Origin of the sequence: Sphingomonas melonis, from assembly GCF_013409985.1 — a bacterium.
Lineage (GTDB): Bacteria > Pseudomonadota > Alphaproteobacteria > Sphingomonadales > Sphingomonadaceae > Sphingomonas > Sphingomonas melonis_A.
The window spans coordinates 75,697-89,469 of the sequence record NZ_JACCBY010000004.1; the positions used below are offsets into that span (position 1 = coordinate 75,697).

Below are 13,773 nucleotides of genomic sequence, written 5' to 3' on the forward strand. Positions count from 1 at the left end.
GAAACGCTCGGCCCACCCGTTTGGGAGGAGGAGAGGCGGGCGTCGATCGTCCCGACGCGGACCAGCAGCCCGATCAACCCGCCCCGCCCGTTCAACAGGGGAAGCCCATGTCCCGTCGTACGATCGCCCAATTGCTCCCCCTCGCCGTCCTGATCGCTGCCGCACCACTAGCAGCGGTGGGGACCGTAACGGAGGCAGGCCATGGCGTACCGCTACCCGCAGCCGGCGCCGTCGCGCCGCCCTTTGAGCCGATCCAGTCCGACCTGTTCGGGATCGTCGGATCGCTGTCCAACGCCTGGGCCGACATGGACAATGACGGCGATCTGGACTTTGCCGTGTCGCTGAAGAGTGGCGAACTGCGCCTGTATCGCAACGACGGCGGCATCTTCGTCAGCGTCGGCGCGACGATGGGCCTGCCCACCGCGGGGCATGAATTGCGCGGGCTCAGCTGGGGCGATTACGATGGCGACGGCTGGCTCGACCTGCTCGGCGGCGCGACCGATCCCAAACAGCCGACGCTCGTCTTCCATAATCGCAAGGGCAAGGGGTTCGAAGAGGTCGGTGCGGCGATCGGCCTCGGCTTTTCCGGTCGCTCGGCACGGCAGACAAGCTGGGTCGATTACGACAATGACGGCGACGTTGACCTCTACGCCGCCGACCGGATCGGCGCCAACCGGCTGATGCGCAACGACCGGGGCCGCTTCACGCAGGTGTTCGCCGGGAACGGCGTGTCCGATCCGCGCCCGACCGTCGGCGCATGCTGGTTCGACTATGACGAGGACGGCGACCTCGACCTGTTCCTCGCCAACCAGTCCGGTGCCGCCGACGCGCTATGGCGCAACGACGGCGACGGCTTCGTCGACGTCGCGCTCGCGGCCGGCGTCGCCGGACCGACGCGGACTAAGGACGAAGGCGGCGTCGGCTGCGCGATAGGCGACTACGACAATGACGGGCGGCTCGACCTGTTCGTGCCGAATTACGGGTCGAACGCGCTCTATCGCAATCGCGGCGACGGGACGTTCGACAACGTCTCCGCCGCTACAGGGGTAGGCTTCGCTAACCACGGCGTCGGGGCCGCTTGGGGCGATTACGACAACGACGGCTGGCTCGATCTGTCGATCATGGCCTATGAAGGACCGGTCGGGAAACAGGAGCCGGCCAACGCCCTCCTGCACAGCGTTACTGACGGCAAGGGCGGCCGGCGGTTTGTTAACGTCCTGCCCCGCGGCAGCGCGATGAACGCCGGCGACCATGGGGTTCAATGGGTCGACTATGATCGCAACGGCGCGCTTGATCTGTCGGTGACCGATGGATATGGCCCGGTCGGCGGCCATTTCCTTTTCCGCAACGGGTTGGCGAAGAGCGCGGCGGCGCGCAGCCTATCGGTACTGGTGCTGGACGCAAAAGGGCATTTCACACGACCCGGCGCTGAGGTGCGCCTGCGCCGCGCCGACGGACACATCCTCGCGACACGCCAGGTGAGCACGGGCGACGGCTACAACACGCAGAGCGCGCAGCCGGTCCACTTCGGGGTCCCGGACAAGTTAGTGACCGTCGAAGTGACGTACTTCCAAAACGGAAAACGGGTTGTTCAGCGTCAACGCAATGTCCGCGTAGCGGATTATGTCGGCCGGACGCTTGTACTTCGTGAGAAGCTTGCCGGGACATGAAGCCTATTAGGATTGTCGCTCCAGACCCAAGCGTGTCCTTGGCCGATACCGTGTCGACGGTGGACAACGGGACGCGCAGCTCGATCCGGTCGCCCGCCCGCACCGGGACGGAGAAGCGCAGGGTGCCGCCCTCGTCCAGGACGCCGGCTGCGTTCAACTGACGCCCGTTCACCTCGATCGTCGCCGCAACCGCAAGGTGGTATAAGCCCTTGCCGCACACGGTTGCATTGGCCAGCCGAAACCTCAGGTCGCGCGGGTCCCGCGACAGCCATTCGTGAGCTGCGTGCCTGGCGTAGCTGAGCGTGGGATCGAGCGCGATATCGACGGCGCCTGTTCGGGACATGGTGAAGCGACTGACCGACACCGACTGACCCGCGGCCAGTTCCGCCCGGATGGGTATCGTTCCATAGCGCACACGATACCAACCGGGTCCGCCGCGCTCGCTGCCGTGGTCGATCGGCGGCAGACCGGCCTCACCCCGATCCACGACGCTGGCCAACAGGTCGCCGCCGCCACCATGGCAGCCGACACCCTGCGCGCGGGTTTGGGAAAAGCCCTTCAGCGTGGCGGCGTCTCGATCATAGCCGATATGATTGGCGGGTTGTCGTATCGGGGGCGAGCTGAACCATGCCGAACGGTGCCGCTGCGGCTGGCGATAGCTGGCCGCGGTCGCCGGTGGTGCCCATGAAAGGATCGACGAGGTCGACGGGTGCTTGAGCCGCGGCGGCCGGCGCAGATGCCGTGATCAGCATGAACGAAAAGCCGAGTGCACGCATCATCGGCCTTGCTCCATGTGATCGTTGGTCGCCTTGTCACAGCGGTAGAGCACGACGCCCCCGACCCGCATTGCATCGTCATCCAAGCGGGCAACCGGGAGGGTAGATCGCTCACCGACATGAGAACGGTCTGCGCCGGCCTCCATGTCGAAAATCACCCTGCCCCACAGACTGAGTGACCCCCCACCAAGCGCGTAGCGTCCCGATGCGGCAGGCGACAGGTAGCGGCCGTCAGCCAGATAGGTGATCGCGCTCGGCAGATCGCAGGCGGCCGTCCGGTCGCCCCCATTGTCTCGCTCGCTCCAGGTGCCGAGCAGCCACGCTTCGGTCGGGAGCGCCGTGGGTTGAAGCGCGGCGGCGGCATGGTCGATCTTCGCGGCTACCGGCGCTGCTCCGACCACCACGGTGGCATTGCGCGCCGGCAAAAGCGGAGCTCTCGACTGCCACCACCAGAACGCCATGACGACAGCGATCGTGATGCTGAGTGCAAGATAGAGATCAAGTCGGTGCGCGCGCGCCATGCTGTGCCCTTGCAAGCAGTGGGCAGCCGGACGCGAACGCCCGGCCGCTGAAGCGATCAGGAGCCGAGCAGGCCGTTGAGCATGCCGGCGAGACGATAGCCGGCCTGTTTCAGACGTTGTGCGACCAGCGGATACTGGGCCGCCGCATAGTCGCTCGGCAGGGCAACCGGCGCGTCCGGACAGACAGGTGCCTTGTAGCTCCAGCATGCCGGCAGGGTGTCGTAGATCTGGTCGCGGGCGATGTCGCTGCTCTCGGCAGCCCAATCGCGCGGCGTGCCGCCGAGGGTGACGCTGACGCCGTTGTTCATCAGCTCCTGCGCCAGTATCGCCGACGCCACGCCGTGACCGTCGATGATGGTGTCGTCCCAGATCGCATGGATCATCATCGGGTCCCCGCCATTGAGCGTCACATAGTTGTAGCCGATCGGGTCGGAGCCATGCAGCGGCTGATGCAGGTCGCCGACCAGGTGGACAATGTACTTGAGCGCGACTTCGCGATTGGCGGCCGACTGGCTGCGGTCCGCCAGGATGGTGCTATAAAAGGCTACCGCCTGGTCGGCGCACATCGCGGTGCCCGTACAGGCATGTTCGGGTGCCGCGCTGCCGTCGATGGGGATGCGGACGGTGTGGGTCGGGTCGGTCGTCGCTCGCTGGGTATCCGCCCAGGACGCCACCTTGGCCAGGTGGGTCACGCCGTCAGTGGCGAGCAGGGTCTTCAGCTCGGTCCAGACCGACGGCTTCAAATTGAGCTCGGCAATGTTGGCGATCGTCGCATGGCCGTTATTGCCCCAGGCCAAGGCAGGCTGCGGCGCGACGGCGATCAGGGCGGTGACGGCGAGCAACCAGGCTTTCGAATGCTGTCTCATATTGGTTCTCCTTTGTGGCGTCGGGGAGTTGGCCGGCAGGCTACGGCCGAACTGGCGCGCGGGTTATCGGCGCGAGGGGAAGAGCGAGAGCGGCACGGCGTTGCCCATGGCCGCATAACCGGCATCCCCCGGATGGAGATGATCGCCGGAATCGAAGGGCGGCTGGATCGCGGGCGGCGTGCTCGCATCCCGAACGGCGGCCTCGAAGTCGATCACCCCGTCGAACGCACCGCCGGTGCGGATCCACCGATTGACGTCGGCGCGTACCTGTTCGGCCGCGGGATTGAGGTATTTCGATCCCCAGCCAGGCGTCAGCGTGCCACCATAGATGCGGATGCCGTGCGCGTGCGCCGCGTCGATCAGTCGGCGATAACCGGCGATCAGGTCGGCCGCGCCGACCGACGGCTCGTTAGGCTGGCCGGCGTGCCAGATGTCGTTGATCCCTTCCAGCACGACCAGGTCGGTGACGCCGGACACGGACGCGACGTCGCGCTCGAACCGATCAACGCCGGCCGTGCCTCGCCCGTCGCGCAACAGCCGGTTGCCGCTGATGCCTTTGTTGACCACTCCGCAATGCCGAGGACCGCTTGCCACTAAGCGCTGCGCGAGCGTGCCGGGCCAGCCGCTCCAGTCGGTGCGGCTGCCACGCGCGCCTTCGGTTATCGAGTCGCCGAAGGTCACGATCGTGCAGGTGGTCGGCGGATTGCGCAGCGCGATCCCGGTCACGAAGGGCCGGATTTTCTTCGGCTCCAGTCCCGACCCAGCGGCATCGGTAACACCGGCACCGAATGCCGCCGGGAACCCTGCATTGCCCGCGACGGTCGAACTCTCCATATCCGTGGTGACGGTAACGATCACGTCTTCGCCGCCCCGCGCGCGCCAAACGGTCGGCGAAGAGGTCAGCGACGCACCTTCGGCGATGACGACACCCTCCCCCGCCTCGAAGCGGATCGAGCGCTCAGTATTCCGTTCGATGCCGAAGCCAGTTCCAGCGATTGCCGCCGATGCGCGAACGATGTGCAGCGGCAATGCACCCTCGGGATTGGTGAACGTTACGCGCATGGCATCACCCGATTGGCTAAGCCGCATGCGAAAGCGGTAGGTACCGGCCGGCAGGGTGCCCCGCACGGCCTTGGTCGCCGGCGAGGTGGCATAGCCCCAGGCGCCGCCCCAGCGCTGGGCGGGCGCGGCATGCGCCGACGCCGCCATTGCGACAGTGCCGAGGATGAGCGTGGCGAAACGTGACATCGGCGCTCCTCCTCAGAACTTGAAGCGGAGCGCGGCCGAAACGACGCGCCCCTCGAAATAGACCCGGTCGGTCACGTCCTTGGTGGACCAATAGGCGCGCTGTGGTCTTGCCAGCAGGTTGGTGCCGTCGATCGTGAGCTGAACATTAGGCGTGAAGCGATAGGTCGCGGAGGCATCGAGCCGCGAGATCGGATACCACTTCAGGTCATTCGCCCGATTGGCCAACGTGTAGGCGAGCGTGAACTCGTCCCGCACGCTGTACGCCACCTGCGCGCGAAACGGCCCGTCGTCGTAGAACAGGCTGGCGTTGACGCTGTTGCGCGAGATGCCCGTCGCATCGCCGGTGAAGGCAAGGCTGGCGGGGGTTGCCGGCAGCTCCTGCTTGGGATGGATGTAGGTGTAGGTGGCCGAGGCGCCGAAATTGCGCAGCACGCCGGGCGCGAAGTCGAAAAACGTGCTCGCTGCCGCCTCGACGCCGCGGAAGGTACCCTTGCCGGCGTTGATCGGCCTGGTCACGTTAACGAGCGCGAGAGCGTCGGGCAGCGTTTCCTGGGCGATCGTGTTGACGATGAAGCCGTCGATGTCGCGCTCGAACAGGGCGACGCTGAACGAGCCGGCGCGGCCGTAATAATACTCTAGCGAGGCGTCCCAGTTGGTCGAACGGATCGGCTTCAGGTCGGGATTGCCCGTCGTCGCGTTCGCCGTAAGGGTGCCCGTGGCGGCGAGGCTTTGAGTTAGGTTGAGGCTGGGGTTCAGCTGCGAGAAGTCGGGGCGGCTGAACGTCTTAGTATAGGCAAGCCGCAGCTGCAGCCTCGGGGTGAAGTGGGCCACCAAGCTCGCGCTGGGGTCTACATCCAGATAGTTCTGCCGCCCGTGGATCGCAGTGTTGGTCACCACGTACGCCGAACCCGTGGCTGGCGCACGGCTGGAGGTGACCTGTGTGCCGTCGATGCTGAGCACCGTGTTAACGACGCGGGCGCCGATTACGCCGTCGATGTCGATACCGCCGAGCGGCAGGCCGTACTTGAACTCGCCATAGGCGGCATAGCTCTTCTCCTTGCCGTCGAACGCCTTGAGCGGATCATAAGCCGGTCGGTCGTTGTCGGAGAACAACGCACCTTGCCCCTTAAGCGAAAGGACGTAGCGATTGAGCGTCGTCAGCGCGGCCGGATCGCCCAACAACGTGCTACGGTACTGAACCCAGTTGGCCGGCACGACCGCATCGTCACCGCCGAAGCCGGCCTGGATGATCTGCGGGTCGCCGCCGCCAGGAAACGCCGACAGCGGCAATGCCAGACTGTTGAGATCCGCTAGGCTGGTGCCGTCCCGATAGGTGGCCGTGCGGTCGGCATAGCGGACGCCGACCTTGATCGAACGGAAGAACCCTTCGCCGGTGTCGAGCGTCAGGTCGGTGCGCCATTGCAGGCCCTTGCCCTTCTGCCGGGTCCGCTCGTCCGAATAGGCGCGGACGTGGAACGTGTCCGGGTTCGTCAGATCGACATTGGCGTAGGTGTAGGACAAGCCACCCCAATCGGTATCGCTCTGAAAGGCAGCGTTGATTACCGGCGCCTTGTTGAAGGCTAGCAGGAAGAGCTGCTGATCGGTATTCTGCCGCGACAGCGTGTAGACCGCGTTGGTGGCCAAGGTCGCGATGCCGGACGTCCAGTCGGCGCCGAACTCGATCTGCGTGGTGTCGAGCAGCTGCCGCGTATAGTTCGATCGCGGCCCCGAATTGACGGGTGCCGTAAACGTCGCGCTCTTCACGATTTTGGTACCCGGAACGAGCACGACATTACGCAGCACCGTGCCCGCAGCAATGTTGGTTTGCAGGTCGTTGTCAGAATAATGGTTGATGTCGGTGATGTTAGTCGCGCGCAGCTTGAACGCCAGATTGGCGGAGGGCCGCCACTGCAGCTCGCCGGTGATGACCGGGCGCTCGTAATCGCCCTTGGGTCGCTTTATCAGGATGCCGGTCGGATAGATCAGGCCCGCGCCAAGACCCGCGGGCGCGACCGACTGGGTCGCCGTGGTCGTCTGCACCTGGAGGCTTTCACGGTACGATTCCAGATAATCGCGGCGCACGTACGATGCGTCGATCATCGCGCCGATCTCGCCGATCCCGGTCTGCCAGCGGCCGCTGACCAGCAGGTCGCCGTTATAGAACGGCTTCTTCGCCTGATCGTCGTAGCTGCCGCGCAGGGTGCCGGCGACGGTCAGTCCGGGCTTGAAGTCGAAGGGCTGGCGCAGCTGAACGTCGATGGCGCCGCCGATGCCGCCCTCGATCAGGTCGGGCGTGAGCGCCTTGTACACCTTGATCGAGCCGATCAGGCCGGCGGGATAGCTGTTGAGCAGCGTGCGGCGGCTGGCGCCCGTATAGGCTTCGGACCCGTTCACCGTCGTCACCACCTGCGCGATGCCGCGCACCGTAATCGCCTGCCCTTCGCCCCGGTTGCGGAAGATCTGCACCCCCGGCAGCCGCGCCAGCGCCTCGGTCGCGCTGTTGTCGGGCAGCTGGCCGATGTCTTCTGCGGTGACCACGTCGACGATGGCGTCCGACCGCCGTTTGGTCTCACGCGACGATTGCAGGCTGGCGCGAATCCCGGTGACGACGATGTCGCCGCCCATTCCCGGGCCCTGATCACCGGTAATGATTGGGTCCTGCGTCGCAGTCCTCGTCTGCGGTGCCTCGCGGGCGAGGACCACCGTTCGACCATCGTCGCTGGTCACCTTCAACCCGCTGCCCGCGATCAGTCGATCAAGCGCCACCCGGTCTGCCATGGTGCCTTCCAGGGCAGGCGATCGCAGGCCACGGATCGACTCGGTTGGAAAGAAAATCTGAACACGCGCCTGCCGCGCCCAAGCCGTCAGCGCCGCCGCCAGCGGCTGGGCAGGAACGCTGATGTGTCGATCGGCGGCCAGCGCCGGCGCTGCCGCCAGCACGCACGAAGACGCCAGCAGCGCGGCTATGCGCGCGCGGCCCAAATGACCCGTCATGATGTTTAGCCCTTTGATCCGGGCGCCGCTTTGCGCCCCCCAGCTTCCATGACGAGCGGCGAAGGCACCACCGCCACGTCCGGCGAAATTTATCTCGAAAGATGAATGCCGCCCTGCTCGGTGTGCACACGCGCTCCTAGACCAGCCGAAACGGCGTGGAGGAAGTCGGTCGGATCGGACGACACGAAACGGCCGGCGACGCGAGTGGCCGCCAGCGCAGCATCGTCGACCACGATCTTGCGCTCGAGATACCGGTTATATTCCGCAACTGCATTGCCGAGCGGAGTATCGGAAAAGACGATATCGCCGCTTTGCCAGGCCATCGCGGCCTCCGCCGCGTCACCGGATACTGGCCCGGTCGTCGGTTGCTCTCCAGTAAAGGATAGCCGCCGGTACGCCAAGGCGTTGAGCGGCGTTGCCAAGTTCCGCTCCTTGAACCGCACCGCTCGTGCAGCCCCACGCAGCACGGTGAGCTCCAGCGCGGAGTCCAGCAGCCGAGCATTGAACCGCCCCGGATCAAGCATGGCGGCATCGGCTGACGTATTCAGCTCAGTCGCCGCTCCGGGCTGCAGATCAAGCGCGATTTCGCCGCGTGTCAGCCACAACCCGCGCGTGCGAGAAGAAAAACGCCATGACAGATCAGTATCAGTGTTCAGCATAACCATGCTGCCGTCGGGAAGTCGCAGCTTACGTGTTTCGCCAACACCGGTCGAGGCGCCGTCCCACGCGTAAGCGCGTGTGGCGACAAGCGTCGTTCCGGCCGCGATCGTCACCGCACCTGCGATGCCGCCCCGAACGAAGCGCCTGCGCGTAAAGCCTCGTTCGTTTGCGGCAGCGGGCCGCCGGATGGTTTCGTCCGCAGCCTCCCAGGCCGCCGTGACGCGTGCAAAGGCAAGTGCATGGGCTGGATCGCGGCGCCAGCGTTCGAACGCGTTCTCATCGATCGAGCCGACCTGCCAACTGGCGAACCACTCAGCCGCGGTCTGCATGTCTTCGTCCCGTCGTGATGGGGAAAAGCGATCGCCCTCCTGCTTCATCCCTGTGCCTTCAATGCCGTTTAATCAGGAGACGAACGAATGCGGTCGTACCGCCAAGCTGAGACGAGGTCGCCTACAAAAATGTCAGCCTGCAGCGCGACGAAGGTCTTCTTCGTCGTCCGAATCGGGGAGGTCGAGCGATTGACCGCCCGGTCCGATCGCGCGGGTCAGCAGATACATGGCGCGAGCTAGCCGCTTTTCGAAGGTGGAAAGGCTGATGCCCAGATCGCCAGCAATCGAGCGTGGGAGTTCATCGCGGAAGCGGCGCCTGACGAAGACGGTGCGGCACCGCTCGGGGAGTTGCTCGATTGCTTTACCAAGGTTTTCGACCTGCTCACGCCCAGCCGCCTGACGGAAAGCGTCAGGCGCATCGTCGCTCATATCCAGAGCATCGATGTCGCTTAGCTGCTGAAATTGAACGACTTTGGCGCGACGAACGCGTTCGGTCGCGACGTTGCGAATGGAGCGGATCACGTATGCTCGCGGATCGGCAATCGCCGCCCACCCGTCGACCGCCATCAGTCGAACAAGTGCTTCCTGCACCAGGTCTGCGGCGTCTGCCGGATCACGCGTTAGGCGCCGCGCAACCGCTATGTATCGCGGCTCATGCGGAAGAACGTGGTCTATCATCCAACGGTCCCGAGAGCGCGTAGCAGGCATTTATCACATCGCGTAGTTGATGATGCCCCCCACCATATTCCCGATCCAAGTCAGTTTCGCGACTGCAAGCGACGTGGTGCTGCTCGTTGCGCGCGTTCCCAGCGGTTGATGATGCCAACCGTGCGATCGACCGGGCGTCTTGGCCTCAGCTTGCTGTGGATGAAGCATTTTGGCTTCGCGAAGACCTATTCGACCCAAATGCGGTCATTCGGGGCACACTGCGGATTTCCGAACTCCAGACATCCGTTCATATCGATCTTTTGCGGCAGCGCCAGATTAGATCTGCGATGGGAATGACGTGGATGGGCGGTAAACTGAGCAGCCCCCGCCGGGTGGTCCGAGTTGATAGTTAGTGCATCGTCGTCTCCACCGCCATTGTCGACCGCAGGTGGAGCGAAGCGGAACCGGAGACCGGCAATGGCGGTGGAGACGCTTCCGGGGCAGGCGGGCGGTAGCCCAGGCTGCTGTGCGGCCGGACGGTGTTGTAGTGGCGCCGCCATGCTTCGATCAGCACCTTGGCCTCGGCAAGGCTGTAGAAGATTTCGCCATTGAGCAGTTCGTCGCGCAGCGACCCGTTGAAGCTCTCGTTGTAGCCGTTCTCCCAAGGCGAGCCCGGTGCGATGTAAAGCGTCTTCACACCGACCTTGCCCAGCCAGGCCTGGACCGCGGTCGCGATGAACTCGCTGCCGTTATCGGACCTGATATGGGCTGGCGGGCCGCGCTCGATGAACAACTCGGCGAGTGCCGCCAGCACATCCTCATGGTTGAGCCGGCGCGCGACCACCAGCGCCAGGCATTCCCGGCTGGCCTCGTCGATGATGGTTAGGATACGGAACTTGCGCCCGTCGTGGGTCCGCCCCTCGACGAAGTCGTATGCCCATACATGGCCCGGATATTCCGGTCGCAGCCTGATACACGAACCGTCATTCAACCACAGCCGCCCGCGTTTCGGCTGCTTCTGCGGGACCTTCAATCCTTCGCGCCGCCAAATCCGCTCCACCCGCTTGTGGTTCACAGACCAGCCGCCGGCATGCAGCAGCGCGGTCACCCGGCGATAGCCGTAGCGCCCGTACTGTCTGGCCAGCGCGACAATGTCGTCGGTCAGCGCCTCTTCGTCATCCGCCCCGCACGGCACCTTACGCTGTGTCGATCGATGCTGCCCGAGCACGCGGCACACACGCCGCTCGGATACATCCAGCACCGCCCGAACCTGGTCGATGCACCGTCGACACCGTGCAGGGCTCAGAAGTTTCCCTTTGCCGCCTCCTGCAGGATCAACTTGTCCAGTGTCAGGTCCGAGATCGCGCGCCGCAGGCGGGCGTTCTCCTTCTCCAGATCCTTCATCCGCCGCGCCTGATCCGTCTTCAGGCCGCCATATTCCTTGCGCCAGCGATAATAGGTCTGCTCGCTGACCGCGATCCGACGGCAGGCCTCGGCGGTCGTCCCGCCCTGACCCAGCATGATCTCAACCTCACGCAGCTTCCCGATGATCTCCTCAGGCTTATGCTTCTTGGCTGGCATTCGTCGTCCCTTCCTTGGTCCAGACTGTCATAGTCGATGGACCACTCAGAAGGGGGCAGCTCAAAACCGTCTGCTTCTGGGCGGATAGCTGCCGACCGCAAAGCCGTGTAGCACCGCATGATGTCGCTTTCCGAACCCGAGGTGCGCACTGTGGGCTACCTCTCCACTGTCCGCGGGAGGTTCTTCCGTGCAGTCGTTCCAGGATACGAACAAAACGCACTCTCCGGCTCAGTACGCGCTGGTCGTTACTCACGCCCGCACCAGCCAACGCTGTACCTGAGTTCTTCCGAGGCTGGGGTAACGGCTGCGATGATGGCGCACGCGGGCCTGACGGACCGATGGCACGTGCTGCAGTTTGATGTGAATGCCGCCGACGTGTTCGACTTACGCGCATCGCGTGCCCTCGACGAGGTACGGCGTAAAGCCGGCGATCCGCTCTCTGCTTGGCAGGAAATCGCGGAGCATGGCGGGGAGCCCGCCTCCTGGCACGCCCGCGACTGGATCGAGAGCATCGGTGCGAAAGGCCTAATTGACCCCTCTCGCAAGGTGCCGGGATTATGGCATCTGGTGCTATTTAGTTGGAACGTCCCTGGCAGCCCGATCGTCAGCTAACGGGCGAGAGTTGTCAGCCTCTCCTTCGCCGCGATGACCCAAATGCGGTCATTCACGACCGGTTTTCACGTTCCCGATTTCTGCCATTCGTTCATGTCGGCCTTCCGGCACCGCCACCGCGTGGCGCGGTGACCGGAAGGTCGCGACCGCTATCGGTGTGGCACTCCGCGGCCTCGTTTGATGGTGCCAGCCGACCTCACGCCGGCTGGAACACTTCGTCAAATCTGCGCCAGGCCACCGTCTGTAAACAGCTCGCTGCCCGTCATGAAGCTGCTGTCCGATGATGCCAGGAAGGCAGCAGCGGCCGCGACTTCTGACGGCTCGCCGACATGTCCGATCGGCGTCGTCGCCCCCATCTCGATCATGGCATCACGGCCAACGACCTCGGCGGCAAGCTCGGTCAAAGTCGGGCCCGGCGACAGGACGTTGACCCGGATACCCGTACCCCGCAAATCCTGGGCCCAGCTTCGCGCCAAGTTGCGGACCGCCGCCTTGGAGGCGCTATAGACGCTGAATGCCGGCGTCCCCATGACGCCTGTGGTCGAGCCGGTGAGGATGACCGAACCGCCGCTCTCCATCAGCTTCAGGCCTTTTTGAACCGTGAAGATCGCGCCCTTCACATTGACGTCGAACGTCTCATCGACATGGTCAGGCGTGATCTCGGACAAGGGCGACAACGCCCCCGTGCCGGCATTGGCGAACAAAATGTCGAGCTTGCCGTGCTCCTGCTTCACCGTGTCGTACAGCCGGTCGAGATCGCCAGCATCGGTAACCGATCCCGGGACCGCCCGTGCATTGCCGCCGAGCGCCGCCACAGCAGCTTCCAGCTTCTCCGCCCTGCGTCCGAACAGGTACACGAACGCCCCTTCGGCGATGAACCGCTTCGCCGACGCTAGGCCAATCCCCGTGCCGCCCCCGGTTATGACAGCGATCTTGCCTTCCAGTCTTTTCATAAGTGCCTCCATTCACTGGTTGCACGCAGGTGGCTGGCGGCATACCTAAAGACAAGTATGCACCTTTTGGTAAGTACCTATAATGTCTGAAATGCCACTAATCGACGATTCCGTCATCGCGCCCATCGCGCCTGCCTTCACCTGCGGGCTTGACGCCACGCTCAAGGTCATCTCGGGAAAGTGGAAGCCGCTGATCCTGTACTTTCTGCTGCGCGGACCCACCCGCTATGGGGAACTGAAGCGCGCCATCCGCGACGTGAGTGACAAGGTGCTGATCCAGCAACTCAAGGAACTCGAAGCGGACGGCGTCCTGCGCCGGAACGACTACAAGGAGGTGCCGCCGCGGGTCGACTACACGCTGACCACACTTGGCCAGAGCCTCGCCCGGGCGCTTGAGCCGTTATGCCAGTGGGGCACCGACAATATGGTCGTGATGCAGAAGCTATTCGCCGAGCGCGACGGCTGGGGGCGTGGGCGTGGTTGACTGGCAGGTCGTTGCGCCTGAACCGATGATCATCGCAACCATCGCCTCTGGATCAGCCTGACCCAACTCCAGACATTCCCACCCTAGGTTCGGCGTCCCAACTTTGGCCATTCGTTCACGTTGCCGGTGCGCACAACGTTGGGCCGCGCAATCCCTTCTATGTCCAACCAGCTTCTCGCAATCCGTGATGCTTTGGAGATCGCAGATCCGGCTTGTAATTGTGCGCTTGAGAGCCGGCTAACCGATCGAATGGAACATTGAATGGGAAGCCGGCTTAGGCTTTGACAGCTGTACAGGGCTGAACGCAGACCGTTCAATCCTGTAAGTTTTCGATCATCGACAACACGCCCATTTATCCCGTCGATGACACAAGCAATCTGCTCAGTGACGTGGCCTGGCGCACCTGTCGAGAACTCGATCATTACCTCGAT

11 protein-coding genes and 1 pseudogene are annotated in these 13,773 nt (G+C 64.3%); 3 read left to right on the forward strand and 9 right to left on the reverse strand.

Annotated elements, in window-relative coordinates; genetic code table 11:
* Positions 1–107: 107 nt before the first annotated feature.
* Positions 108–1,670, forward strand: a complete 1,563-nt coding sequence (locus HD841_RS13890; RefSeq protein ID WP_179509495.1) for a CRTAC1 family protein — start codon at positions 108–110, stop codon at positions 1,668–1,670.
* A 343-nt stretch (positions 1,671–2,013) separates the two neighbouring features.
* Here HD841_RS13890 and HD841_RS21005 read toward each other — a convergent pair.
* From HD841_RS21005 to HD841_RS13930, 8 genes and pseudogenes are all read right to left on the reverse strand, one after another.
* Positions 2,014–2,449: pseudogene (locus HD841_RS21005) on the reverse strand (glycoside hydrolase domain-containing protein); the annotation flags it as partial.
* The gene (locus tag HD841_RS13900; RefSeq protein WP_179509497.1) at positions 2,446–2,967 is read right to left on the reverse strand and encodes a hypothetical protein; all 522 of its coding nucleotides are present in this window, start codon (positions 2,965–2,967) and stop codon (positions 2,446–2,448) included. The gene HD841_RS13900 and the pseudogene HD841_RS21005, both read right to left, overlap by 4 nt.
* A 56-nt stretch (positions 2,968–3,023) precedes the next feature.
* Complete coding sequence (locus tag HD841_RS13905) at positions 3,024–3,809, reverse strand: S1/P1 nuclease (RefSeq protein WP_179509498.1); 786 nt, start codon at positions 3,807–3,809, stop codon at positions 3,024–3,026.
* 87 nt (positions 3,810–3,896) lie between these two features.
* Positions 3,897–5,081: an SGNH/GDSL hydrolase family protein gene (locus HD841_RS13910; protein WP_179509499.1), complete on the reverse strand. Its 1,185-nt coding sequence runs from the start codon at positions 5,079–5,081 to the stop codon at positions 3,897–3,899.
* 12 nt (positions 5,082–5,093) lie between these two features.
* Positions 5,094–8,075, reverse strand: a complete 2,982-nt coding sequence (locus tag HD841_RS13915; protein ID WP_179509500.1) for a TonB-dependent receptor — start codon at positions 8,073–8,075, stop codon at positions 5,094–5,096.
* An 89-nt stretch (positions 8,076–8,164) separates the two neighbouring features.
* Entirely contained in the window at positions 8,165–9,112 is a 948-nt protein-coding gene (locus HD841_RS13920) for a FecR family protein (protein WP_179509501.1), read from the reverse strand.
* Positions 9,113–9,196: 84 nt separating this feature from the next.
* The gene (locus HD841_RS13925) at positions 9,197–9,772 is read right to left on the reverse strand and encodes a sigma-70 family RNA polymerase sigma factor (protein ID WP_306455785.1); all 576 of its coding nucleotides are present in this window, start codon (positions 9,770–9,772) and stop codon (positions 9,197–9,199) included.
* A 349-nt stretch (positions 9,773–10,121) separates the two neighbouring features.
* A protein-coding gene (locus tag HD841_RS13930) for an IS3 family transposase (protein WP_179509503.1) occupies positions 10,122–11,293 on the reverse strand; the annotation gives its coding sequence in 2 pieces (ribosomal slippage) (positions 10,122–11,029 and positions 11,029–11,293; 1,173 coding nt in all).
* Positions 11,294–11,410: 117 nt separating this feature from the next.
* On the opposite strand from HD841_RS13930, the gene HD841_RS13935 reads away from it, so the two are divergent.
* Entirely contained in the window at positions 11,411–11,905 is a 495-nt protein-coding gene (locus HD841_RS13935; RefSeq protein ID WP_218845567.1) for an RES family NAD+ phosphorylase, read from the forward strand.
* A 218-nt stretch (positions 11,906–12,123) separates the two neighbouring features.
* Here the strand turns inward: HD841_RS13935 and HD841_RS13940 are convergent, their stop codons facing one another.
* Positions 12,124–12,858 carry an SDR family NAD(P)-dependent oxidoreductase gene (locus HD841_RS13940; RefSeq protein WP_179509504.1) on the reverse strand — a complete coding sequence of 245 codons (735 nt, stop codon included), beginning with the start codon at positions 12,856–12,858 and terminating at the stop codon, positions 12,124–12,126.
* A 91-nt stretch (positions 12,859–12,949) separates the two neighbouring features.
* Here HD841_RS13940 and HD841_RS13945 point away from each other — a divergent pair, with 91 nt between their 5' ends.
* Complete coding sequence (locus HD841_RS13945) at positions 12,950–13,342, forward strand: winged helix-turn-helix transcriptional regulator (protein ID WP_179509505.1); 393 nt, start codon at positions 12,950–12,952, stop codon at positions 13,340–13,342.
* Positions 13,343–13,773: the final 431 nt, after the last annotated feature.

Excerpts from the sequence above, each read along its gene's own strand:
- HD841_RS13925 (WP_306455785.1), bottom strand. The coding sequence starts at position 9,772 with ATGCCTGCTACGCGCTCTCGGGACCGTTGGATGATAGACCACGTTCTT.
- HD841_RS13890 (WP_179509495.1), top strand. The coding sequence starts at position 108 with ATGTCCCGTCGTACGATCGCCCAATTGCTCCCCCTCGCCGTCCTGATC.
- HD841_RS13945 (WP_179509505.1), top strand. The coding sequence starts at position 12,950 with ATGCCACTAATCGACGATTCCGTCATCGCGCCCATCGCGCCTGCCTTC.
- HD841_RS13915 (WP_179509500.1), bottom strand. The coding sequence starts at position 8,075 with ATGACGGGTCATTTGGGCCGCGCGCGCATAGCCGCGCTGCTGGCGTCT.
- HD841_RS13920 (WP_179509501.1), bottom strand. The coding sequence starts at position 9,112 with ATGAAGCAGGAGGGCGATCGCTTTTCCCCATCACGACGGGACGAAGAC.
- HD841_RS13900 (WP_179509497.1), bottom strand. The coding sequence starts at position 2,967 with ATGGCGCGCGCGCACCGACTTGATCTCTATCTTGCACTCAGCATCACG.
- HD841_RS13935 (WP_218845567.1), top strand. The coding sequence starts at position 11,411 with ATGATGTCGCTTTCCGAACCCGAGGTGCGCACTGTGGGCTACCTCTCC.
- HD841_RS13940 (WP_179509504.1), bottom strand. The coding sequence starts at position 12,858 with ATGAAAAGACTGGAAGGCAAGATCGCTGTCATAACCGGGGGCGGCACG.
- HD841_RS13910 (WP_179509499.1), bottom strand. The coding sequence starts at position 5,081 with ATGTCACGTTTCGCCACGCTCATCCTCGGCACTGTCGCAATGGCGGCG.